The sequence below is a fragment of the Rhodoferax sp. GW821-FHT10B06 genome, from assembly GCF_059415605.1.
This window is the reverse complement of sequence record NZ_JBWKNO010000020.1, coordinates 1-24,055: the sequence shown is the minus strand read 5'-3', so window position 1 is coordinate 24,055 and position 24,055 is coordinate 1. Positions and strand designations below refer to the sequence as shown.

22 protein-coding genes and 1 pseudogene are annotated in these 24,055 nt (G+C 58.8%); 11 read left to right on the top strand and 12 right to left on the bottom strand.

Features of this window, described 5'->3' with window-relative positions:
• The first annotated feature begins 3 nt into the window (after window positions 1-3).
• Together cueR and AC07O2_RS22650 are read left to right on the top strand one after the other, a co-directional pair.
• Window positions 4-393 carry a Cu(I)-responsive transcriptional regulator gene (gene cueR / locus AC07O2_RS22655; protein ID WP_495234544.1) on the top strand — a complete coding sequence of 130 codons (390 nt, stop codon included), beginning with the start codon at window positions 4-6 and terminating at the stop codon, window positions 391-393.
• Window positions 394-591: 198 nt separating this feature from the next.
• Complete coding sequence (locus AC07O2_RS22650) at window positions 592-966, top strand: hypothetical protein (RefSeq protein ID WP_495106326.1); 375 nt, start codon at window positions 592-594, stop codon at window positions 964-966.
• Here AC07O2_RS22650 and AC07O2_RS22645 read toward each other — a convergent pair.
• Window positions 963-1,586, bottom strand: a complete 624-nt coding sequence (locus AC07O2_RS22645) for an outer membrane lipoprotein (protein WP_495106325.1) — start codon at window positions 1,584-1,586, stop codon at window positions 963-965. The genes AC07O2_RS22650 and AC07O2_RS22645 overlap by 4 nt on opposite strands.
• A 315-nt stretch (window positions 1,587-1,901) precedes the next feature.
• On the bottom strand, window positions 1,902-2,687 hold the full coding sequence (locus AC07O2_RS22640; RefSeq protein WP_495234489.1) for an IclR family transcriptional regulator: 786 nt from the start codon (window positions 2,685-2,687) through the stop codon (window positions 1,902-1,904).
• Window positions 2,688-2,898: 211 nt separating this feature from the next.
• On the opposite strand from AC07O2_RS22640, the gene hmgA reads away from it, so the two are divergent.
• The 5 genes from hmgA to AC07O2_RS22615 all read left to right on the top strand — a co-directional run bounded on the left by hmgA (window position 2,899) and on the right by AC07O2_RS22615 (window position 7,700).
• Window positions 2,899-4,233 (top strand): homogentisate 1,2-dioxygenase, encoded by a 1,335-nt coding sequence (gene hmgA, locus AC07O2_RS22635; protein WP_495234488.1) that lies wholly within the window; start codon window positions 2,899-2,901, stop codon window positions 4,231-4,233.
• Window positions 4,230-5,552 (top strand): fumarylacetoacetase, encoded by a 1,323-nt coding sequence (gene fahA / locus AC07O2_RS22630; protein ID WP_495234487.1) that lies wholly within the window; start codon window positions 4,230-4,232, stop codon window positions 5,550-5,552. Before hmgA ends, fahA begins: the two co-directional genes overlap by 4 nt.
• 13 nt (window positions 5,553-5,565) lie before the next feature.
• Window positions 5,566-6,204 carry a maleylacetoacetate isomerase gene (maiA, locus tag AC07O2_RS22625; RefSeq protein WP_495234543.1) on the top strand — a complete coding sequence of 213 codons (639 nt, stop codon included), beginning with the start codon at window positions 5,566-5,568 and terminating at the stop codon, window positions 6,202-6,204.
• An 18-nt stretch (window positions 6,205-6,222) separates the two neighbouring features.
• Window positions 6,223-7,026, top strand: a complete 804-nt coding sequence (gene hpaI, locus AC07O2_RS22620) for a 4-hydroxy-2-oxoheptanedioate aldolase (protein ID WP_495234486.1) — start codon at window positions 6,223-6,225, stop codon at window positions 7,024-7,026.
• Between the two features lie 92 nt (window positions 7,027-7,118).
• On the top strand, window positions 7,119-7,700 hold the full coding sequence (locus AC07O2_RS22615) for an SRPBCC family protein (RefSeq protein WP_495234485.1): 582 nt from the start codon (window positions 7,119-7,121) through the stop codon (window positions 7,698-7,700).
• A gap of 51 nt (window positions 7,701-7,751) precedes the next feature.
• Here the strand turns inward: AC07O2_RS22615 and AC07O2_RS22610 are convergent, their stop codons facing one another.
• Window positions 7,752-8,738 (bottom strand): AraC family transcriptional regulator, encoded by a 987-nt coding sequence (locus AC07O2_RS22610; RefSeq protein WP_495234484.1) that lies wholly within the window; start codon window positions 8,736-8,738, stop codon window positions 7,752-7,754.
• A gap of 159 nt (window positions 8,739-8,897) precedes the next feature.
• Here AC07O2_RS22610 and AC07O2_RS22605 point away from each other — a divergent pair, with 159 nt between their 5' ends.
• From AC07O2_RS22605 to katG, 4 genes are all read left to right on the top strand, one after another.
• Window positions 8,898-10,505 carry a carboxyl transferase domain-containing protein gene (locus tag AC07O2_RS22605; protein ID WP_495234483.1) on the top strand — a complete coding sequence of 536 codons (1,608 nt, stop codon included), beginning with the start codon at window positions 8,898-8,900 and terminating at the stop codon, window positions 10,503-10,505.
• Window positions 10,506-10,521: 16 nt separating this feature from the next.
• Window positions 10,522-11,310: an enoyl-CoA hydratase/isomerase family protein gene (locus tag AC07O2_RS22600; protein ID WP_495234482.1), complete on the top strand. Its 789-nt coding sequence runs from the start codon at window positions 10,522-10,524 to the stop codon at window positions 11,308-11,310.
• Between the two features lie 10 nt (window positions 11,311-11,320).
• Window positions 11,321-13,327: an acetyl/propionyl/methylcrotonyl-CoA carboxylase subunit alpha gene (locus AC07O2_RS22595; RefSeq protein ID WP_495234481.1), complete on the top strand. Its 2,007-nt coding sequence runs from the start codon at window positions 11,321-11,323 to the stop codon at window positions 13,325-13,327.
• 221 nt (window positions 13,328-13,548) lie between these two features.
• On the top strand, window positions 13,549-15,717 hold the full coding sequence (katG, locus tag AC07O2_RS22590) for a catalase/peroxidase HPI (protein ID WP_495234480.1): 2,169 nt from the start codon (window positions 13,549-13,551) through the stop codon (window positions 15,715-15,717).
• A 294-nt stretch (window positions 15,718-16,011) separates the two neighbouring features.
• On the opposite strand, the gene AC07O2_RS22585 is transcribed toward katG, so the two are convergent.
• The 9 genes and pseudogenes from AC07O2_RS22585 to AC07O2_RS22545 all read right to left on the bottom strand — a co-directional run.
• Window positions 16,012-16,233, bottom strand: a complete 222-nt coding sequence (locus AC07O2_RS22585; RefSeq protein WP_495234479.1) for a hypothetical protein — start codon at window positions 16,231-16,233, stop codon at window positions 16,012-16,014.
• A gap of 212 nt (window positions 16,234-16,445) precedes the next feature.
• Complete coding sequence (locus AC07O2_RS22580) at window positions 16,446-16,634, bottom strand: hypothetical protein (protein WP_495234478.1); 189 nt, start codon at window positions 16,632-16,634, stop codon at window positions 16,446-16,448.
• A 40-nt stretch (window positions 16,635-16,674) separates the two neighbouring features.
• Complete coding sequence (locus AC07O2_RS22575) at window positions 16,675-17,943, bottom strand: ABC transporter substrate-binding protein (RefSeq protein WP_495234477.1); 1,269 nt, start codon at window positions 17,941-17,943, stop codon at window positions 16,675-16,677.
• Window positions 17,944-17,959: 16 nt separating this feature from the next.
• On the bottom strand, window positions 17,960-20,020 hold the full coding sequence (locus AC07O2_RS22570; RefSeq protein WP_495234476.1) for a putative bifunctional diguanylate cyclase/phosphodiesterase: 2,061 nt from the start codon (window positions 20,018-20,020) through the stop codon (window positions 17,960-17,962).
• 640 nt (window positions 20,021-20,660) lie between these two features.
• Complete coding sequence (locus tag AC07O2_RS22565; protein WP_495234475.1) at window positions 20,661-21,737, bottom strand: protein-glutamate methylesterase/protein-glutamine glutaminase; 1,077 nt, start codon at window positions 21,735-21,737, stop codon at window positions 20,661-20,663.
• Window positions 21,725-22,246: a chemotaxis protein CheD gene (locus AC07O2_RS22560; RefSeq protein ID WP_495097794.1), complete on the bottom strand. Its 522-nt coding sequence runs from the start codon at window positions 22,244-22,246 to the stop codon at window positions 21,725-21,727. The genes AC07O2_RS22565 and AC07O2_RS22560 overlap by 13 nt, the downstream gene beginning before the upstream one ends.
• A complete protein-coding gene (locus tag AC07O2_RS22555) occupies window positions 22,246-23,112 on the bottom strand; it encodes a CheR family methyltransferase (protein ID WP_495111391.1) in 867 nt (288 codons plus the stop codon). Before AC07O2_RS22555 ends, AC07O2_RS22560 begins: the two co-directional genes overlap by 1 nt.
• A gap of 150 nt (window positions 23,113-23,262) precedes the next feature.
• Entirely contained in the window at window positions 23,263-23,829 is a 567-nt protein-coding gene (locus AC07O2_RS22550; RefSeq protein WP_495234474.1) for a chemotaxis protein CheW, read from the bottom strand.
• 10 nt (window positions 23,830-23,839) lie between these two features.
• Window positions 23,840-24,055, bottom strand: a pseudogene (locus tag AC07O2_RS22545) (methyl-accepting chemotaxis protein); the annotation flags it as partial.

The following is a 24,055-nucleotide window of genomic DNA, read 5'->3' as shown; positions in this document are numbered from 1 at the left end:
GCCATGAACATCGGCATGGCCGCCAAGGCCTCGGGCGTGTCGGCCAAGATGATCCGCCACTACGAGCGAGTGGGCCTGCTGCCCGAACCCAACCGTACCGAGGCCGGCTACCGCCAGTTCAGCGAGGCCGAGGTGCACACCCTGCAGTTCATCCGTCGGGCGCGCGACCTGGGGTTCTCGATCGCGCAGATCGGCGAACTTGTAGGCCTGTGGCAGAACCGCAAGCGCCCTAGCCGCCAGGTCAAGGCCCTGGCCCAGGCGCATATCCAGGAGCTGGAACAAAAAGCCCAGGAACTGCTGGCCATGAAAGCCACGCTGGAGCACCTGGTGCACTGCTGCCATGGCGACGACCGGCCCGAATGCCCCATCCTGGAGCAGCTGGACAAAGGCTAAATTCCTACAAGCTTTTTAAGCCTCTAGCGCAGGTATTACTTGCGCCAGTAGCTACAAAATTGATTGCACCAGGAAGCCCATCAAGCGCTGCACAGCCGCAATCCTCGGCACACTGTCCTACAAAAAATACCCAATCCCGCTGATGGAACTTTGGAGCACCGGGTTGCACTATCCAGTGTCATTTGTAAATATCTGTATATGCGCACTAATCCACGCACCGAATTCCACGTTAAACGCTCGTTTGCCGATGGCATCAGCCACCCGGCCAGCCTGGCCATCGCACTGGCGGTGTTGATGGCGGCCTTGATAGGCTTGCTATGGGCACTCTGGTGGCCACTGGGTGCGAGCCTGGCATGGGCCTGCTTCCATGCATCGCTGAGCCCCTTGCAGTATGCGGAAACCCAGCACATGGTGGGCGCCTTGCTGGTGGCCGCCGTGGTGGTGGGCGTGGGCACCATGTTCGGCCCCGTGGCCGCTGGCTTTACCAGCCTCACCTTGCTGCTGCCGCTGGGCCTGGCCGGCTTGGGTTTACGCGGCGAGCCTGCCGATGCGGCCTATCCGTCCAGTCTTTAACCGTTCAAACGCGCCACGCCATTCACAATCTTCACCCGGTCGCCAGGGCGAACGCTCTGTTCAGACTGGTGCAGCGTACGGGTCGATCCGTCATCCAGGCGCACCACCACTTCGTAGCTGTGCGTGGCCTTGACCTGGCCTTCAATATGGTTGCCCGCAAACGCGCCACCCAAAGCACCTAGCACCGTCGCTACGTCGCGACCACGGCCACCGCCGACCTGGTGGCCCAGCACACCACCGACCACGGCACCACCCACAGCACCCACGCCGCTGCCTTGTGCCGGCGTGGTCACTTCACGGGCCGATTCCACCACACCGCAGTCGCCACAGCGCTGTGCCACCGCCACGGGTTGAACAGCAGGGCGCGGGGTCGCATGCTGCACCACCGGCTTGGCCACGGGGGTCATGTTCTGTGCCGATGTTTGCACCGGGGGCGCCACCACCACGGGTGGGTTCGTCTGGGCCAGCTCACTCATCTCGGCATTCTTGGCAGTGGAGGAAGGCAACCAGCCCAGAATGGCGGCGGTGCCGACTGCGCAGACCATCACCACAGCGGCGCAGGCCACCAGGATCATGGGGTGGAGACGGGATTTGGAAACAGCGTCCAGGGGCGTATTCATAACGATCACCTTTGTTTTTGATTGTTGACGGGCCAAGCTTGCACAAGGCATGAAAAGCTATTTGGATAACGCGGCCCTTGTCTGTAAAGATGACACGAAACCGGCCTTGGCGGGTAACAGTGATTGTTACAAGTTCACCCTGGCAAGGTTTGCAGCCAGGTTTTGTCCCCGCCAAAGAAGCTGACATGCATCCAAAGCGCCACCCGTTGCGCGCCCCTGCCATGCCCTTTATTACGCTTTTTACGTTCAGTGGCGCGGCCCGCATAACGCGCCGTTTCCATCTGTTGGCTGCGGGGTGCTGCGGCCCTAGCCCACTTACACATCAAAGTGCCCTAGGCGCCTAGCAGCTTGCCGTGCGGCGTCCAGCAAGGCGGCCGGATCCGGGCCATCCCAGGCTGCGCTCAGGTAATCCTTGTGGCCAATGAGTGTCAGCACGGCCACGAGCTGTCGCCCCAGACCATACACCGGCGTGCTGAACGCACTGATCCCAGGCTGGGTGTTGCCATCGGATCGGGTCATACCGTGGGCTTGCAGGTCCGCCGCAATGTGTACCCGCTCACTCTCAAAATCCAGCGGCGTGCCGGGCGCGCTCAGCAAAACCTCCACCGGATTGTTCAAGGCTGCGGCAATCTTGTCACGCGGCAGTACGCCCGCAAACACGCGACCGGTCGCCGAACCCAGCAAGGACACCACCGAGCCCGGTCGCAGAGCAATATGCAAAGGCCGGCACGCCTCCACCATCCGAACCACGGTTGGCCCCAGATTGCCCCATACGGACACGGCTACCGCATGCCCTGTCGCCTGGGCCAGCGACTCGGCTGCATCGTTGACCGGCCGCATGGGCTCCAGTTGGTGCAAATAGGTCAGCCCTAGCTGGAGCGCAGCCGGCCCAAGGGCATACAGCCCGTCGGCACGGCGTTGCTCCACCAGTCCCAACTTGGCAAAACTGACCAAATAAGGGTGGGCCCGCGAAGCTGGCAGGCCAGCCTGAGCGGCCAGGTCCTTGAGCGTCATGGGCGACGCATTCTCGGCCAGGGCCAGTAGCAAGCGGCCACCCACCTCAATCGACTGTACGGCGCGTTGCTCTCGAGGTTCCTGCATGGTGGGTCCAAATTTCGTTAATGCCAAAGAATTTTGCCATACGCTAATTTTTGACTATGATTCAACAAATCAATTTGCAAATAGCGAATTCAAATGCAGACTGGCGTGATGCAGCTTTGTGCAGATGTATGAAAAAAATGCCTACGGCGCAATATCTATCTGCGCAAGCAGCTACATAAAACATAGCAACGCTATAGAAAGCGAGAGCGATATGACGGAGACAAATCTGGCCACGCGCCAGTACCAGCATGGCTTTGGCAACGAACACGCCACCGAAGCCGTGGTCGGCAGCCTGCCGCAAGGCCGCAACAGCCCGCAGCGGGCGCCGCTGAACCTGTACGCCGAGCTGGTCTCCGGCTCGGCCTTCACCGCGCCGCGCGCAGAAAACCGCCGCAGCTGGCTGTACCGGCGCCAGCCCTCGGTGGTCACTGGCGCCTACCAGCCCTATGCCCAGCCGCGCTGGACCAGCGGCGCCGCCACCGGCGTGGTCATGCCGCCCGACCCGCTGCGCTGGAACCCCTTCCCCCTGCCTGCCGCGGGTACGGCGGTGGACTTCATCGACGGCCTGGCCACCGTGGTGGCCAACGGCGACCCCGAAACCCAGACCGGCATGGGCGCCCTGGTCTATGCCGCCAACAGCTCCATGCAGCAACGCGCGCTGGTCAATGCCGATGGCGAGCTGCTGCTGATCCCGCAGCAGGGCCGGCTCATTATCACCACCGAGCTGGGCGTGCTGGACGTGCGCCCCGGCGAGATCGCGCTGATCCCACGCGGCATGGCTTTCAAGGTAGCCCTGCCTGACTCGGAAGCTGGCGCGGGGCCGTCTCGCGGCTATGTGTGCGAGAACTACGGCGCCGCCTTCCGCCTGCCCGAGCTGGGGCCCATAGGCTCCAACGGCCTGGCCAATGCACGCGACTTCCAGGCCCCGGTGGCTGCGTTTGAAGAACCTACCGGCGACTATGAAATCATCAAGAAATTTGGCAGCCGGCTGTGGCGCAACATGCACCAGGGCACGCCCTTCAACGTGGTGGCCTGGCACGGCAACCTGGCGCCGCTGAAGTACGACACCGCCCACTTCATGGTGATCGGCTCCATCAGCTTTGACCACCCCGACCCGTCCATCTTCACCGTGCTGACCAGCCCCAGCGATACGCCGGGCACGGCCAACTGCGACTTCGTGATCTTCCCGCCGCGCTGGCTGGTGGCCGAGGACACCTTCCGCCCGCCCTGGTACCACCGCAACCTGATGAGCGAGTTCATGGGCCTGGTCTACGGCCAGTACGATGCCAAGCCCGAAGGCTTCAAGCCCGGCGGCGCCAGCCTGCACAACTGCATGGTGCCGCACGGCCCGGATACCGACGCCTTCGACAAGGCCAGCCACGCCACGCTGGCGCCCCACAAGCTGGACGACACCCTGGCCTTCATGTTGGAGAGCCGCTACCGCTTGGTGCCCACCGCCTACGCCATGCAGGGCAGCAGCCTGGACCCCGCCTACGCCCAATGTTGGCAAGGCCTGCAAGACCATTTCAAGAAAGCCACCCCATGAGCACCGCACCCGACCACACCCACGCCCCCACACTGCAGAGCTGGGTCGCCTCGGCCAACCAGGCCGGCAGCGACTTCCCCATCCAGAACCTGCCCTACGGCCGCTTTCGCCGCGCCGGCAGCGGCGAGGCCTGGCGCATAGGCATTGCCATTGGCGACCAGATCCTGGACCTGCAGCGCGCCCACAGTCAGCCCGGCTGGCCCCAGTCCCTGGCTGCGCCGCTGGCGGCCCTGGCAGCCGGTGACCTGAACAGCGTGATGGCAGCCCCCAAAAGCCAGCGCCAAGCCCTGCGGGCTGCCTTCTCTGCCGCCCTCAGCGCGAATAGCCCGCAGGCCGCAGCGTTGACGTCCTGCCTGGTGGCACAGCAAGATGCAGAAATGGCCCTGCCCTGCCACATCGGCGACTACACCGACTTCTACACCGGCATCCACCACGCCACCACGGTAGGCAAGCTGTTCCGCCCCGACAACCCGCTGCTGCCCAACTACAAATGGGTGCCTATCGGCTACCACGGCCGCGCCTCCAGCATCGTGGTCAGCGGCCAGCCGGTGCGCCGCCCGCTGGGTCAGCTCAAGGGTGCGGAAGACACGCCCAGTTTCGGCCCCTGCCGCCGCCTGGACTACGAGCTGGAGCTGGGCGCTTTTGTTGGCCCGGCGAACGCGCTGGGCGAGCCCGTGCCCATGTCCAAGGCCGAAGACCGGCTGTTCGGCCTGGCACTGTTCAACGACTGGTCGGCCCGCGATCTGCAGGCCTGGGAATACCAGCCGCTGGGTCCGTTCCTGGCCAAAAACTTCGGCTCTACCCTGGCGCCCTGGGTCGTTACCATGGAGGCGCTAGAGCCCTACCGCGTTGCCTTCGAGCGGCCCGCCAGCGACCCGCAGCCCCTGCCGTATCTGGATGCGGCCAGCAACCGCGCGCAGGGCGCCATCGACATCACACTGGAAGTCTGGCTGCAAAGCCGCGCCATGCGCGAGGCCGGCCTGGCGGAGGTGCGCCTGTCGCAGTCCAACTTCCGTGACGCCTACTGGACCCTGGCCCAGCTGCTGGTGCACCACGCCAGCAATGGCTGCAATTTGCAGCCCGGTGACCTGCTCGGCACAGGCACCCAGTCCGGCCCAGCGGCCGGCCAGGGCGGCTCGCTGCTGGAGCTTTCGCTGGGCGGCAAGCAAGCTATTGCGCTGCCCGGTGGCGAGTCGCGTACCTTCCTGGAAGACGGCGACACCCTCACGCTGCGTGCCTACTGCGAACGCCCCGGTGCCGCCCGCATCGGGTTTGGCGAAGCCAGCGGCACGGTGCTGGCCGCTCCCACCCTGCCCTGAGGCCGCCACCATGCTGCAACTGCACAGCTACTTCCGCAGCTCGGCCGCCTACCGCGTGCGCATCGCGCTGGGCCTGAAAAGCCTGGACGCCCAGATACTGCCGGTGCATCTGCTCAAGAACGGCGGCGAGCAGCGTAGTGCCACCTACCGCGCCATCAACCCCGCAGGCCTGGTGCCGGCCCTGGTGGACGACGGGCACATTCTCACCCAGTCGCTGGCCATCATCGAGTACCTGGAGGAATGCCATCCCCAGCCGCCATTGCTGGGCAGCACGCTATTGGAGCGAGCCCACATCCGCGCACTGGCGCTGGACATCGCCTGCGAAATCCACCCGCTGAACAATCTGCGCGTGCTGAACTACCTCAAAGACGAGATGGGCCTGAATGAAGAGCAAAAAATGCGCTGGTACCGCCACTGGACCGAAACCGGCCTGGCCACGGTAGAGGCCCGCCTGGCGCACACCGCAGGCCAGTTCTGCGTGGGCGACAGCCCCAGCCTGGCCGACTGCTGCCTGGTCCCCCAGGTATTCAACGCCCAGCGCTTCGCTTGCAGCCTGGACCAGTTCCCCACCGTGATGGCGGTACATAAGCGCTGCAGCGCATTGCCAGCTTTCCAGCAGGCTGCACCGGAGATGCAGCCCGACGCAGGCTAAGTAGCGTAGGATTTCGGCATGCACATGCCCACCAATACCTTCAAGAAAAACCTGCGCGAAGGCCGCGCCCAGATTGGCCTATGGGTGGGCCTGGCCGACGCTTATGCAGCCGAGGCCCTGGCCACCGCCGGCTACGACTGGCTGCTGATCGACGGCGAACACGCCCCCAACGATGTGCGCAGCATCCTGGCCCAGCTGCAGGCCGTGGCACCCTACCCCGGCCACGCCATCGTGCGCCCGCACATAGGCGACGTGGCGCTGATCAAGCAGCTGCTGGACACCGGCGCCCAAACCCTGCTGATCCCCATGGTGGACACAGCCGAGCAGGCCGCCCAGATGGTGGCCGCCACGCGCTACCCGCCGCACGGCATACGCGGTGTGGGCAGCGCACTGGCCCGCTCATCGCGCTGGAACCAAATCGACGGCTATCTGCACAAGGCCAATGCCGAAATGTGCGTACTGGTGCAGGTCGAAACCCTGGCCGCACTGAAGAACCTGAAAGCCATTGCCGAAGTGGACGGAGTAGACGGCGTGTTCTTCGGCCCCTCCGACCTATCCGCCTCGATGGGGCTGCTAGGCCAGCCCGGCCACCCGGACGTGCAGCAGGCGATTGCCGAAGGCATGGCGACAGTCCAGGCGGCAGGCAAGGCGGCCGGCATTCTGGCGGTAGACCCGGTGCTGGCCAAGAAATACCTGACCCTGGGCGCCCTGTTTGTGGCCGTGGGCGTGGACACCAGCCTGCTGGTCAAGGCAGCCAAGGAGCAACTGGCCATCTTCAAGGCAACCAGCACCTCCGCCAGCGGCGCTGCGTCTGGTTATTGAGCCCCCACAGCCCCGCTGCATTAGCGGGTAACTCCCTGCACGACGGCGCAGCGCATGGCACACTGAACTTCAGTTTGAGGAAAGTGATTTCTATGTTGCGCCGTGCATGTTTGCTTGGTTTCACAGCAACAGCCCTGTGGGCTGCGGCTCCATTCGCGCTGGCGGCAGACCCGCCACAGGCCGTCGCAGAGGAGGACGTTCAAGTCCAGCGCTCCGGGCAAGGCTTTACCGTGGACCTGAGCTTTTACGCCCCCGTGCCCCCGGCCCAGGCCTGGGCCGTATTGACCGACTTCGAGCACATGCCGGAGTTTCTGCCCAACCTGACCAGCAGCCACGTCAACAAGATCAGCGATACCGAGCTCAAGGTCAGCCAGACCGGTGTAGCCAAGTACGGCGTGTTTTCAGCCAACTTTGAGTCCATCCGCGAAATCACACTGACGCCCGAAACCGAAATCCACGCCCACGGCGTGGGTGGCAATCTGCAGCATCTGGAAAGCGTAATGCAGCTGCACCCCGAGGGTAGTGGTACCAAGCTGGTCTACCACGTGGAAGCCTTGGCGGGCTTCTGGTTCCCGCCGCTGATCGGCCCATCCCTGGTGCGGCACGACACCGCGGCCCAGTTCTCGGCCATGGTGCGGGAAATGCTGCGCCGCAGAGGCGTTGCTACACTTTAAATAGCTACTTACGCAGTATTTATCTGCGGTAGAAGCGGTTTTAACCCCGCACTACACCGTATGTCCTGCAGCCCTGAAATCGACCGGGGCCTGTCCCGTCCAGCCCTTGAATGCACGGGAAAAGCTCTTCTCGTTGGTAAAACCCACCGCCAGAGCAATCTGTTTGACCGGCTTGGCCGTGCGCAACAACTGCTGCGTGGCGAGGTCGCGCCGCACTTCATCCTTTAAACCTTGCAGCGAAACCGCCTCTGCCAGCAACTGGCGGTGCAAGCTGCGCACAGAAAGCCGTAGCTCCGTGGCGATAGCCTCGGCCTGGGTGAAGTCGGCCGGCCGTTGCTGCAGTAGATTTTTGACGCGTTGCGCCAACAACCTGTCACGCCGGTAGGGCAACACAATCAGCGGCAAGGGCCGGCGCAACATCATGCCCAGGGCCTTCTCATCACGGCGTATGGGCAGTGCCAGGTACTGTGCGTCGAAACGTATGCACGCACCTGCGGCGCCAAACTCTACCTCCCCGGAAAACATGTGCGGATACACGGCTGCGTGCGCAGGTGCCTCGAACGGAAAACAGGCCTGGGCCAAGGGCAAGCGTGAATCCACCATCCAGCAGGCCACCCCATGTGCATTGCGCAGGCAGGTGACAAGGCAGAACTCGCGGAACGGGCCCAAATCACGCCGCTCCTCTATGGACAGCGTGGCCACACCTGCAGCCACCTCCAGCTTCAAAACGATGTCGTCCACCAGCAAGCCGTGGTGGCGGCACCAGCGCTTCAAGGCCACACCGAGATTCGGGGCGGTGATGGATGCACGGCTCAACATGCCGTAGCTGCCCCAACGCAACTTGCGCGAGAACCAGCCCAGGGCTTCGTCGTCCAGCTCGTGCATGGCGTGGGCGCTGATGGCCTCCATCTGTGCCGCCGTGACCCGGGCATCGTCGCGATCCACATTTTTTGTCGCAATTTGTGCCACCTGCAAGGCCTTTGCGGGGTCGATACCGTATTTTTGGTAGGCCAGCAATATGGCTCGCACAAAAGCCATGGGCGTTACTGCCGGGCGTGAAGATGCCGAACTGGACGAAATATGCATGGTTAAAAGAGTCTAAGCACGGATGGCAGTATTTGCAACCTGACTGGCAAGACATGTGCAAAGCCCAGGCATAGAGTGCAGACACAAGCAGCTATCGCAAGGAGACACTACATGCACGCCTTGGCCACACACATCAATCCGCGCGCGGCCGACTTCCAGGCCAATGCCGCGGCGATGCGTTCAGCGGTCGCAGACCTGCGCGCCAAAACGGATGAAGCCGCACTGGGTGGCGGCGAGCTGGCCCGAAGCCGCCACACCGCGCGGGGCAAGCTGCTGCCACGTGAGCGTGTGAACCAGCTGATAGACCCGGGCAGCCCATTCCTGGAAATAGGCCAACTGGCCGCCTACGACATGTACGGCGGAGAAGCCCCATCTGCGGGCCTGGTGGCGGGCATAGGGCGCATCCATGGGGTGGAATGCATGGTGCTGGCCAACGACGCCACGGTCAAAGGCGGAACCTACTTTCCGATGACAGTGAAGAAACACCTGCGTGCACAGGAAATCGCCGAGCAAAACCACCTGCCCTGTATTTATCTGGTGGATTCAGGGGGGGCATTTTTGCCACTGCAAGACGAGGTGTTCCCCGACCGGGAGCACTTTGGCCGCATCTTCTACAACCAGGCGCAAATGTCGGCCAAGAGCATTCCGCAGATCGCGGTGGTCATGGGCTCGTGCACGGCCGGCGGGGCCTATGTGCCAGCCATGAGCGATGAAACCATCATCGTGCGGAACCAGGGCACGATCTTCCTGGGTGGCCCGCCGCTAGTAAAGGCGGCCACCGGCGAAGTGGTCAGCGCAGAAGACCTGGGTGGGGGTGATACCCACACCCGCATATCGGGCGTAGCCGATCACCTGGCGGAGAACGACCACCACGCGCTGTCCATTGCACGCAGCATCGTGGCGAACCTGAACCACCAAAAACCCTTGACCCTGCGGCTGCAAGCCAGCGAAGAGCCGCTGTACGACGCCGAAGATATCTACGGCATCATCCCGCAGGACACGCGCAAGCCCTACGACGTACGCGAAGTCATAGCACGCGTGGTGGACGGGTCCCGCTTTGACGAATTCAAGGCGCGCTACGGCGCCACCCTGGTCACAGGCTTCGCGCACCTGTACGGCATGCCGGTAGGCATCATCGCCAACAACGGCATCCTGTTCGGCGAATCGGCACAAAAAGGCGCGCACTTTATAGAACTGTGTGGCCAGCGTGGTGTGCCGCTGGTTTTTCTGCAGAACATCAGCGGCTTCATGGTGGGCCGCAAGTATGAAAACGCAGGCATTGCGAAGGACGGCGCAAAGATGGTCACGGCGGTAGCCACCGTCGGCGTGCCTAAGCTGACCATGCTCATAGGCGGCAGCTTTGGCGCCGGCAACTACGGCATGTGCGGCCGCGCCTATTCCCCGCGCTTGCTGTGGATGTGGCCCAACGCACGCATCAGCGTGATGGGCGGCGAGCAGGCAGCCGGCGTGCTGGCGACCGTCAAGCGCGATGGCATCGAGGCCAAGCAAGGTACATGGTCAGCACAAGCGGAAGAAGACTTCAAAGCCCCCATCCGGGCGCAATACGAAGAGCAAGGCCACCCCTACTACGCCACCGCCCGCCTGTGGGATGACGGAGTGGTGGATCCGGCCCAGACCCGGCGCGTGCTGGGTCTGTCCTTGGCGGCCACGCTGAACGCGCCCATCCTGCCGACGAAGTTCGGCCTATTTCGTATGTAAGGCATGTGAGGCCCGTATGCACTACCAACACCTGAAGATCGAACACCGCGGCAACTGTGCCTGGATCTGGATGAACCGTGCCGAAGTGCACAACGCCTTCAACGAAACGCTGATCCAAGAGCTAACAACATGTATCGCCGAGCTTGACGCCGCGCCTGCTGTGCGCGCCATCGTATTGGCGGGTGCCGGTAAAAGCTTCTCGGCCGGGGCCGACCTGAACTGGATGCGGCGCCAGGGCGAGGCGCCCCTGAAAGATAACCTGGCCAGTGCGCACAAGCTGGCGGCACTCTTCAGCACCCTGTCGCAATGCGCCTCGCCTACGATTGCACGCGTACACGGCGCAGCCCTGGGCGGTGGCATGGGATTGGCTGCAGCATGCGACATCTGCATTGCATCTACCAAGGCCACATTTGCCACCACCGAAGTCCGGTTCGGCATCATTCCCGCCGCGATTGGCCCCTATGTTGTGCGAGCCATCGGCGAGCGGCAGGCCTACCGCTACTTCCAGACGGCGGAGCGCATCGATGCCGTGCGCGCACAGCATATCGGCTTGGCGCATGAAGTGGTTGAACCCGAGCAGTTGGACGCCTGCGTGCAGCAGATCGTCGATGCACTGTTGGCCGGCGGCCCACTTGCGCAGGCAGCTGCAACCCAGCTGATACGCCGTATCGTGCACCAACCGATAGACACGGCACTAGCCACTGAGACCGCGCAGCGTATTGCGGTGCTGCGCGCGACCCCCGAAGCCAAGGAGGGGTTGAGCGCGTTTCTGGAAAAGCGCGCGCCCGTCTGGAACCACGCATAAGGAGGAGACGATGTTCAAAAAAATCCTCATTGCCAACCGGGGCGAAATCGCCTGCCGCGTCATCAAGACAGCACGCCAACTCGGTATTGCCACGGTCGCGGTGTATTCCGATGCAGATGCCCATGCACGCCATGTCCGCCTGGCCGACGAGGCCCTATGGATTGGTGCAGCGCCCGCGCTTGATTCCTATCTGCGCGCGGACCGCATCCTGGCGGCCGCACAGCACAGCGGCGCCGAGGCAATCCACCCGGGCTACGGCTTTCTGTCAGAGAACGCCGACTTCGCCGAAGCCTGCGAACGGGCAGGCATTATCTTCATTGGTCCGCCGGCCGCAGCGATCCAGGCCATGGGCAGCAAGTCCGCGGCGAAACAGTTGATGGAGAAGGCCGGCGTACCCTTGACGCCCGGCTACCACGGCAGCAACCAGGACCCGCTATTCCTGGCCCGGCAGGCAGACACCATCGGCTACCCCGTGCTGATCAAAGCCAGCGCCGGTGGCGGCGGCAAAGGCATGCGCCGTGTAGACCAGGCGGCCGACTTTGCTGCCGCGCTCAGCTCCTGCCAGCGCGAGGCCTTGAACGCCTTTGGCAGCGACCATGTGCTGGTCGAAAAATATGTGCTCAAACCGCGGCATATCGAGATCCAGGTATTTGGCGACATGCAGGGGCATGTGGTGTACCTGTTCGAACGCGACTGTTCTGTGCAACGCCGTCACCAGAAGGTACTGGAAGAAGCCCCCGCGCCCGGCATGACGCCAGAGCGCCGCGCGGCCATGGGCCAGGCGGCCGTAGAAGCGGCCAAAGCCGTCGGCTACGTGGGCGCAGGAACGGTGGAGTTCATTGCCCAGCAGGACGGCAGCTTCTACTTCATGGAGATGAATACCCGCCTGCAGGTCGAACACCCTGTGACCGAAATGCTGACGGGGCTGGACCTGGTGGAGTGGCAGTTACGGGTGGCGTGCGGCGAGCCACTGCCACTGCGGCAAGAGCAGCTCACACTCCGCGGCCACGCGCTGGAGGCCCGCATCTATGCCGAGGACCCCAACAAAGGATTTCTGCCCTCTACCGGCCGGCTGGTGCATCTGGCCACACCGCAGGAATCGGCCCACGTACGTATAGATACGGGTGTAGCGCAAGGCGACGAGATCACGCCCCACTACGACCCCATGATCGCCAAGCTGATCGTCTGGGGTGCAGACCGCAGCCAGGCACTTGCGCGCATGCACCAGGCACTGGGCCAATACCAGGTAGTGGGCGTTCAGACCAACATCGAGTTCCTCTCGCGTCTGGTGACAAGCCCATCGTTCAGCCATGCCGATCTTGATACCGGCCTGATAGAGCGCGAAGCAGCGCTTCTATTCCCATCCAACACCCGCGTGCCTGACGAGGTATGGTTGCTGGCAACGCTGGCCGAACTACAGGACCACGCCCAACAGACAGCGCGCGAGGCTGGGCGTGACGCGTATCCAGACTCGCCCTGGCGCGCACAAGACGGCTGGCGCCTGAACGGACGGGCTAGACGCACGATACAGCTGCGCATGGGGGATACCGTGCAAGCTATCGAGGCTGAAAGCCTTGGCGTGAATGGCAGATATACGCTTTGGCTGCATGCAGAACGCCTGCCCGCGCACGCCACACTGGATATGCAAGGCCAGCTACAGGCCTGCATAGGTGAACGCCAGCTGCACGCAAAGGTAGTTCCGATCGGTGATAAAAGACATGTGTTCTTTAAGGGAAGAACTTGGGCCTTGGCCATAGCGCCCACCGCCTACATAACCACGGATCACGCAGTCGAAGGCCATTTGAAAGCACCAATGCCCGGAAAGGTACTGGCGTTGCTGGTCGCCACAGGCACACGGGTAGATAAAGGCTCGGCCCTATTAGTCATGGAAGCCATGAAGATGGAGCACACGATCACCGCCCCACGTGACGGCGTGGTCAAAGCGTTCTACTGCGCAGTCGGAGAGCAGGTGGCCGAGGACGCGGAGCTAGTCGAATTCGATGATGAAACGTCCTAGCGGGAGAGTAAAAGAGCTTTGGGGGCAGAAAATCCGAGGGCATCTTTGAAAAACTCTATTCAATACATAAATTTTATTGAGTTCTTGGATTCATAGTAATTAATTACTATGAATGTCCCAGGCTGTCATTTGCAAACAATGGCCGCACATGCATATTTCTGCCTGCTGCTGCGGCACCATGTATCCACAAATACAGCCACCAACCGACAAAGGAGAACCCCATGTCCAATGAAGCCAAGTGTCCCGTCCACCATGCTGCCAGCGGCGGCACAACCAACAAAGACTGGTGGCCCAACCAGTTGCGGGTTGACGTATTGAACCAGCACTCCAACAAGTCCCACCCGCTGGGCGAGAAGTTCAATTACGCGGAAGAATTCAAGAAACTGGACTACAAGGCACTCAAGGCGGATCTGGTCAAACTGATGACCGACAGCCAGGACTGGTGGCCGGCCGACTTCGGCCACTACGGCCCTCAGTTCATCCGCATGGCTTGGCACAGCGCGGGCACCTACCGTACCCAAGACGGCCGTGGCGGTGGTGGCCGTGGCCAGCAGCGCTTTGCGCCGCTGAACTCCTGGCCCGACAACGTCAACATCGACAAATCACGCCGCCTGCTCTGGCCTATCAAGCAGAAGTACGGCCAGCAAATTTCCTGGGCCGACCTATTCATTCTGACTGGCAACGTGGCGCTGGAATCGATGGGCTTCCGGACCTTCGGCTTTGCCGGCGGCCGCGAAGACGTGTGGGAACCCGACATGGATGTGAACTTCGGTTCCGAGACTTCCTGGCTGGCCGCAGACAAGCGCTTCAGCGGTGGGGGCGACCGCAACAAAGGAGAGGGCGAGCTAAACAACAACCTGGCCGCCACCCACATGGGGCTAATCTACGTCAACCCGGAAGGCCCCAACGCCAGCGGTGACTACCTGGCCGCGGCCAAGGACATCCGTACCACCTTCAGCCGCATGGCCATGGACGACGAAGAAATCGTCGCCTTGATCGCTGGCGGCCATACCTTCGGCAAGGCACATGGCGCAGCGCCCGAGTCGCACAAAGGCCCAGAGCCCGAAGGCGCGGGCATTGAAGCCCAGGGCCTGGGCTGGAACAGCAACTTTGGCAGTGGCCATGGCAAAGACACCGTCTCCAGCGGCCTGGAGGTCACATGGACCACCACCCCGGCACAGTGGAGCAACAACTTCTTTGAAAACCTGTTCAAGTACGAATGGGAGTTGACCCATTCGCCCGCCGGTGCCAAGCAGTGGGTCGCCACGAATGGGCCAGAGATCATCCCTGACGCACATGTGCCGGGCAAGTTCAACAAGCCCACTATGCTGACCACCGATCTGACGCTGCGCTTCGACCCCGAGTTCGGCAAGATCTCCAAGCGCTTCCATGAAGATCCGCAGGCCTTTGCCGAAGCCTTTGCCCGCGCCTGGTACAAGCTGACCCACCGCGACATGGGCCCGAAAGCACGCTACCTCGGCCCTGAAGTGCCCAAGGAAGACCTGATCTGGCAAGACCCGCTGCCGGCTGCAACCTACCGTCCTACGGCGGCGGATATCTCCGAGCTCAAGGCCAAGATCGTCGCCTCCGGCCTGTCGGTAAGCGAACTGGTGTCCGTGGCCTGGGCTTCGGCCTCCACCTTCCGTGGCGGAGACAAGCGCGGTGGTGCCAACGGCGCACGGCTGGCCCTAGCCCCGCAGAAGGACTGGGAGGTCAACAAGATCGCCGTCCAGGTATTACCCAAGCTGGTTGAGATCCAGCAGGCATTTGGCAAGGCCTCGCTGGCCGACATCATCGTATTGGCCGGCAGCGTGGGCGTCGAACAGGCGGCCAAGGCAGCAGGCGTGGCCGTCGTGGTGCCATTTACGCCGGGCCGCGTCGATGCGACGCAGGCGCAGACCGATGTCGAGTCCTTTGCAGTTCTTGAACCGCTGGCCGATGGCTTCCGCAACTACAAGAAGGGCAAGATCGGCGCGCCGACCGAAGCCCTGCTGGTCGACAAGGCCCAGTTGCTGACCCTGACCCCGCCCGAACTGACCGCGTTGGTCGGTGGTCTGCGCGTGCTGGGCGCAAATGCCGACGGCAGCAAGCACGGCGTATTCACAGACCAAGTAGGCGTGCTCAGCAACGATTTCTTCGTACGTCTGCTGGACATGGGTATCGAGTGGAAAGCCGTGGACGGTGAGGCTGAAGTATTCGCAGGCCGCGATCGTAAGACCGGCCAGGTGAAATACACCGGCACCCGCAACGACCTGATCTTCGGCTCCAACTCGGTGCTGCGCGCTTACGCCGAAGTCTATGCCAGCGCAGGCGGTGCGCAAAAGCTGGTGACTGACTTCGTCGCAGCCTGGACTAAAGTCATGAACCTGGATCGCTTCGACTTGGCGTAAGCACGCAAGTCGAACCAACGATCTCCATTGCCCCAAGCGGAAAGGCATAGCCCTCTCCGCTTGGGGCAATTGGGTTTATGCACAAAATGTTGTTGTTGGCTCCCCAAATTGGCCCAGCCTGCCAGCCTTAAGTCGCTGCAGCGGCGTAGGACTCATATCCATAGCGACTTGGGTCGTCAGTATTGCAGCCATGAAGCCAGGACACACTGTGCAACCGGTAGATGCGTTCAGAGGGCAAGGACAATTTCACGGTAGATCCTATGCAGTGACGCTTGCTGAACCAGCGAAACCCACCTACCAGCGGGTAATGACTTTTTGAATCACAGCTTTCAGGTGTTCAGCGGCAGCATCGCGATGCTCTACCGCGCAATCAAAATAGGCATCGTGCAGCATTAGCGAAGTTTCCATCAATGCATCGCGCATGACAATCAAGGACTGAGCAAGCTCCAGCAGCGCTGCCTTTTCACTACCTGCGTCCTCTTGTGATTTTTGTTCCGCCATCAAAAGCTCGCCCACTCGCCTTCGCCGTGCGGTGATGAAGTTCTTGGTAGTACCGTACCTATCTGGGATGACGGCACGGTCTTGGGCTTTACTGTTAACTTGCGGGTACCGACAAGGGCATGTTGTACAGTCCCGGCAATAGACTCCACCGAGCGAGAACGGTATGCATCCCCGTTGGTGCCAGCCCGTAATTTGAACACCGCGACCATGCTCACCAATTCCTCCACCTAGATGTTGAGACTGCCAGCCACCGCCGCCATTTGACATACCAAAGCTGCATTCTGTAGCGTGCCTTGGTCCGCCTGTGCCACCATTTCGTCAACCTGCGACACACCGATACTTTGCTCAGAGCTGGCTACACTAATTTCACCCATAAGATCCATCACTTGTTTGCCTGATCCCTCCACCTCGGTCATGGTCGAAGCGGCTTTGGCGATGAGGTTTGTATCAGCCTATTCATTTTTGCGACAAAACATCCGCCAACTGGTGCTGGGCATGCACCGCCGAGATCTTGGGATCGTTGAAATAGTCAGCAACGATATCAATCCATCCTTGTGACATCTGCGAGGGCATGGTCATCGATTGGGCGGCAACTTGAGAGCCCTTGCGCGAAATCAAGTCCAGGCCAACTTTCCCGCATGCATCAAGATTTTTGCGTTGAACGTCGGTTCGAACGGGAATCGACCCTTTGATGCGGTTGAAGGCGAGTTGATTGTCGACATCCATGATCTGGCGTGCAAAGAGAAGCTGGGAGCGGCGATCCTGCCCGTTGTTCGTGATCGGAAAGGCAAACGCATCAACCACGACAAAATAGACCGATTCTGTCCCCGGTGCCAACGTGCATCGGAAATCCTTGTCTGAGACGAGTCCTGCCTCGGTCAGCTCACCCTTTGCCCAATCGCCCATGAACTGCATGCCTGCCCGGCCTCGACCGACAGAAAGCGTCGCATCGGCCCAAGTCTTGCCGGTTCGAACAGGCTCGGCAAAAGCGCTGAGATGCCGCAAAATGCCGAGCGCTTTCAACATCTCTGGTCGCATTACGGCATGCGGGTCCCCTCCACTCATCAGGCGTGCATAAGCCTCAGGGCCATAGATTGAATAGACAATGTCATTGAAAATGAGAGAAATTTCCCATGTGCCAGATCCGAGTGCGATGGGTGTATAACCGGCGGCCTTAATCTTGGCGGCACTGTCGAGAACGCTGTCCCAACTTGTCGGCGACGGTAATTTCAATTTATCGAATATCTTCTTATTGGTCCACAGCCAGTTTTCCGCATGAATATTGGTCGGCGCAAAATAGATGCGCCCCTTGTAGCTGATCTGATCAATCACATTTCCGGGCAGGAAATCCCGCCAATGATCAGCTGCTGCGACCTCTTCGATATCCTGCACGACACCCATCGCCGGTAGTTCCTTGCTGCCCTCATTGGCATTCCACTGCATTACCGTGGAAGGATAGCCATTGGCAATTCTGTCAGTGACCGACTTCAGTTCGGCATCCTTGTTCTTGACCGGTACGTCGTTCCATTTACCACCGAGGCTCTTCCAGGCCTGGCGATAAACATCGAGAGCCTTGCTCTCGCTTGGCGAAATCCAAAAATGTATCACCTCCACGGTCGGTTGAAATACGCTGCTCGTGGATTCAGCGTGTGCGAGTGAAAGAAAGGATATTGCCAGCGTCAAACTGAGGCATCTCAAGGGCGAATAATGTCCGCGTATTGTCATTGTTAAACCTACTTTATCAAGAAACCATCAGAGATTCACATTGAACATCGCGTCTAGCGACCAGTCGAGATGTAGCCATTTCAAACGGTTGAGGCTTTGCAAAGAAATAACCTTGCACCATACCGCAACCGGCTTGCTGTAAAAACATGAGCTGCTCTTCCGTCTCCACACCTTCGGCAACACAGTTTTTCCCCAAATTTTCAACAAGATCAATCATGGCCTTAATAATCTGCTCTGATTTATTATCAACACCTATGTCAGAAATAAAGCTGCGATCAATTTTTACATCATCAAACGGAAAATTCCTGAGATTCGTCAACGATGCGAAACCGGTACCAAAATCATCGAGTGCAATCGACACCCCCTGTTCACGCAGTTTTATGACAGTTGCAAATATCTGCTCCGTATATTTATTCATATATACATCCTCAGTGATTTCGATTGAAAAATCACTCCATTCAACCGAATATCGCTTAATCGCATTCGCAAACATATCATAGCCAACCTCAGAAATGAGGATGGCTTCGGGCATATTGATTGCTACACTTCCAGGGGACAAGCCCGCATCACGCCAGACTCGTATGTCGTAGGCCACCTTGTTAATAACGCACTCGGTCATTGAGGAAATTGATGCTGCAGTATTGAAGAGATGCAAAAAACTCCCCGGCGATAAAATACCGAGATCAGGGTGGCGCCACCGTACAAGTGCCTCAAATGCAATATGCCGACCACTTCGGGCATCTATTTTTGGCTGGTAATAAACAAGGAATTCATCGTTTTCGACCGCATTAAACAGGGCTGTACGAAGCTGACTTTCAGCAAGTCGATCAGCCATCATCGCCTCGTTGAAGATTACTTGGTTGTTGCGCATCGTTTTTGCGGCATATAGCGCCAAATCAGCGCACCGTATAATCTCTTGTGCATTACTGCCGTGATCAGGGAAAATAGCGCCACCGATACTGCTCGATACATTAAGAGCATGTCCATCAACAATGCAAGATTGAGACAAGCTTCCACGTATCCGTGTAGCAATTTTTTCAGCTTCATTGCTATCTGAAAGATTCGGAACCAAAATAGCAAATTCATCGCCACCCAATCTCGCTGCGATGGAGTCGGACCCAATGACTAATGCGATTCGTTTCGCCGCCTCAACCAATAACTCATCGCCGGCTTGATGTCCGAAGGTGTCGTTGACTGCTTTAAAATGGTCCAGATCAATCAGGAAAAGGACGAATGAGCCGCCTTCAGAATATGGGTCTTTTGAATTGCGAGCCGCAATAAGTCGATCCAATATTCGATTGAATGCCATGCGATTGGGAAGATCGGTTAAACCGTCCCTATGGGCAAGAATCGATAATTTCTGCTCGAAAACCTTCTTTTTTTCATATTCAATGCGTAACTTCTTAAGCAACGGGCTAAGAATAAATATACCCACAATGAGTAAACCAAGAAGAAGAGACAATACTAATAAAGCACTGATCCGCTTTGCCATCGCAATGCTCGCCTCGCTCTTAGCAAAAGATTGCCGAATAGCCTCTTGAAAACCACGCATAATGAAACCATCCGACGCGGCAGCAAAATCAATGGGCCCCCAAAAGGAGTAACGACGCCCCCGGCTAATATTATCAATTTTCCCTAGTTTTTCTGCCCGCTCCAGAAAACCTTGAATTCGAAGATCAAGATCGCTTGGCGCAGCATCATCGCCAAGACGAGCACGCAGAAGAAGCAATTGTGCATTAATATCCTTAATCTCTATGATTTCATGGTTCATCTCATCGATCAGCCGATCAAGCACATTAACTGAGATAGCTTTATCTGCAGATGCACGCATCAATGCACGCGTGGTATTGGCCAGCTGCTGAAACTTAATGAACTGATTGCTTGTAAGAAAACTGACACTTTGTTGAACAGAGTGGCGTTCAAGAACAAACTGCATGGTTGCATAAATAACCAATGCAACCACCATAACCAAAATCAAGGCTCCTTTGTAATAGCGAGATATAGCCTTAATACGCCGACCTAGCGAAATTCGATCAACGCTATCAAAATTACCCAATTTCATTTTTTGTAGAAACAAATCAAATGCCTACACAGCAATATATATTTAATGTACATCACATTAAATAAAAGACTCGTCATCTATTAATACATAAAAAATATTTTTCGATCAACACAAAACATCAGGGGGCGAATTGAGTCCGCCACAATCACACTTACCAAATAAGAAGATCACGCAACGAATATTTGGGGCCAAAATTTTAAGAAATACCAACCTCACAATTTGATACAAGATGATGTTCCATTTTGACAACTCCAACCATCAGCCAATTCCGATTTACCCCTAGGAATCAACCGAATGAATATAAGAATTACCCTACCCACGAACACCCATACCTAGTTGACCAAGACTCACTATCACCGCCCTACATCCCCAAAAAAGAGTTTCATTCAAGGTGCCTTGGGTGATCTCCGATTTCTGCCCTATCGCTCAAATTTGCACCGGCAACAGCAGGTTACCCAGCGGGATAACCGTACCGTCGATGAAAATTTTCGGACGTAGCACAATAATGCAGCCCCACCAGCGACGCCCCGCAGTGCCAAACGGGACCTCCACTCACCTGCAGGGGCAGAATTGAATTCAATACATCGAGCCTGGAGAGCACCCGTTTCTCTGGCCATTCAATCCGACCAAACAAGTTGTGTGGGTACGATTTGCGTCAAACGGTACTCTGCATAGCCCGGAGAATCTCCATATGAATTTCTCCCAACGGCAGCACCCGATCCACCGCGCCTAGTTTTACAGCCTCCTTGGGCATACCGTACACCACGCAACTTTCCTCGTCCTGCGCCAACGTACGTGCGCCCATGCCGCGCAGTTCCTTCAGCCCGCGCGCGCCGTCGTCACCCATGCCAGTCATGATGATGCCCAGCGCATTCCGTCCAGCGCACTTGGCCACGGAGCGAAACAGTACATCCACAGATGGTCGGTGGCGGCTCACCAGCGGCCCTAGCATGACGTCGACGCGATACTGCGCTCCACTCCGCTTCAACAGCATATGCCGACCTCCCGGGGCAATCAGCACCCGTCCGGGCATAACCCTATCTCCACTCTTCGCCTCACGCACCTCCATCTTGCACAAACCATTAAGGCGATTGGCAAAAGCTTCCGTGAATTTTTCCGGCATATGTTGCACGACGACGATACCCGGACACATTTGGGGCAGCGCAGTTAACACTGCTTCAAGAGCTTGCGTTCCGCCCGTGGAGGTCCCGATGGCCACGACACGATCGGTCGTCTGAACCATCACGTGGGTCGACGCTGACAAAATCACGTCCGCCGAGAGCTTGGGTTGAGGAATAACAGCGGTTCCAGCGGGCATCAGTCGCCGCACATTGGCGCGCGCCGCCGTCTTGACCGCACTGATCAAATCATCAGAGTTGTCTTGCAAAAACTGTTTGAGGCCCAGCTTTGGTTTAGTGACAATACTGACGGCCCCAGCCGCCAGCGCCTGCACTGTGGTTTCCGCGCCTTTTTCAGTCAACGTAGAACAGATCACCACTGGCGTTGGATGTTCTGCCATCAGTTTCTTTAAAAAGGTAATGCCATCCATCCGCGGCATTTCCACATCCAGCACGATCACGTCGGGCCACTGTGCACGCATGCGATCCATTGCAAATACCGGATCGGATGCCGCACCAATCACCTCGATACCCGGATCCTCCTGTAGCTTGGCAGTCAACACTTGACGCACTACAGCGGAATCATCGACGATCAACACCTTCACTTTGTGCATAGCGTTTCATTTTTGTCTTTGAAAGGGCCTGGCGGCTGGTGCCGCACCCAGACATGGCCGCTCCAGATATCCAGCATAACCGTACGATGCCCTGTGCCGCCAAGATGCTCGGCCTGGGCTGAAAAACCATGTCGCTTCATCAAGACGCGCGCCATCTCGACATTCCTGGCCCCTACGTGGTCCACTCGGATACTTTGATTCCCGGAAAACATATGCCCGCCACCGAATAGCTTGACCTGATATTCCGCCGGTGAAGTACAGGCATTGCGGATCTCCAGCAGCATCAACTCCAACGCTTCGTCGGCGTAACGCCCATCCAGGGTTGCACGCCTGCCAGACGGTGCACTTGGCAGCATGTAATGGCACATGCCACCCGTCAGCATGCCGGGATGCCACATTACGATGGAGACACAAGAACCCAACAGCGTACGTATACGTGTGTCGCGCACGCCAAAATACACCTCACCAGGCTGCAGGAATATCTCAACTGTATGCGCCGGTTTACGCATCAGTCCGACTTTTGGTAAATAGCCGGCGCAATCGATTTCATGACATTGGTCACGCCGTTCAGGCTCTCTGAATGTCCGATCAGAAAATACCCGCCGGGACGCAGCAATGGCAACAAATGCGACACCACTTTCTGCTTGGTTCCCTGGTCAAAATAGATCATTACATTGCGCAAAAAGATCACATCGAACTCACCCAGCCTCGGCGGTGCTTCCATCAGGTTGTGCAGCATAAAGCGCACCCGTTCGCGCAAAGCTTTGTCAATCAGCAAGGTGCCATCAAACTCACCGATGCCTTTGAGGCAATGGCGGCGCAGATACTGCTTGGGAATTTCCGGCAAGCGCTCCAGCGGGAACAAGCCGTTACGCGCCTTGTCCACAATGCGCGTGCTGATATCCGAAGCCAACACCTCCCATGGTTGATTGCCCAGCAACTCGTCCAGCACCATGGCAATGCTGTAGGGCTCCTCGCCGCTAGAACAGGCTGCACTCCATGCGCGAAAAGGCGTACCCAAGCGCCGAAAAGGAACAATGCGCTGGCGCAGAAAATCAAAATGTTTGGGTTCGCGGAAAAAATGCGTCTCGTTGGTAGTCAGCATGTCCACCGCTATTTGCAATTCGTCTTTGCCTTGGAGTGAAGTGATCAGACGGAAATAGTCGCCATAGTTGTCTAGACGGCAATGCTTGAGCCGCTTGGCCAGACGGCTGGAAACCAGCGATTTCTTGGCCGGAGCCATGCTAATGCCTGCGATGCGGTAAATCAGCTCGCTGAACTGTGCGAATTCCCGGTCGAGCAATGCTACAGCGCCTGCCAACGAACCAGTGCTGCTACCGGGCGATGCCCTTGAGTATTCCTTCGTCAATACCATTTTTCCTCTGTTGCTCCAATATGCCCTCCCTGAAAGGGTGAATGGCAGGATAAGAATGGCTTGGCGTCGCGATTCACTCCATCAGATCCGCGATCGCTCATTCAAGCCCAGAACCTATATGCAACCTACTTGAAGCCGCATGAAATAGCATCAAACCCCAACCACGCCGCCGCTCCCCACCCCGGCCAGCGCGGCCATCTCATCCACCGACAGCACATGGTGGATGTTGAGGATGATCACGAACTTGCCGTTCACCTTGCCCATCCCGGTCATAAAATCCGCACGGAGATGGGCTCCAAAGGATGGCGGGGGCTCAATCTCGGCAGCCGGTATCTCCAGCACGGCATTGACTGCGTCTACCATCACGCCCACCACCTGGGTGTCGTGCTGGGCGCCATTGCCGCCGGCCACTTCCACGATCACGATGCAGGTGCGCCGCGTGACGGTAGTGGTGCCTTTGCCAAAGCGTGCGCTGAGATCAATCACCGGCACCACCGCACCACGCAAGTTGATGACCCCGCGGATGAAGCTGGGCATGCGCGGCACTTCGGTGACACTGCCGAACTCGATGATTTCCTTGATGGCCAGGATGCCCATGGCGTAGGTCTCGCCACCAAGCATGAAGGTCAGGTACTGGTGCTGGTCGGGCTGGCTGTGCCCGATGGTGGCACTCAGCACGGCAGGCGTTTTTTGTTGTGCTGAGATCATGGCACTCATGTCAATCTCCTTAGAAGCGGACGAAGCTGGCTTCGTTGTTTACCGCTTTTTTTGCGACAGCTTTGTTGATCCTCAACAAGGGTGGTGCGGCTTTGAAACTAGCGGAAGTCTGGGGCCTGCCGATCTCGGCAGGTGTATAACCCGCGTCTACCTTGAAGAAGCCCATCGCTTCCTGCAGCTGTGCCGCCTGGCCGCTCATCTCTTCCGCTGTGGCCGCCAGCTCTTC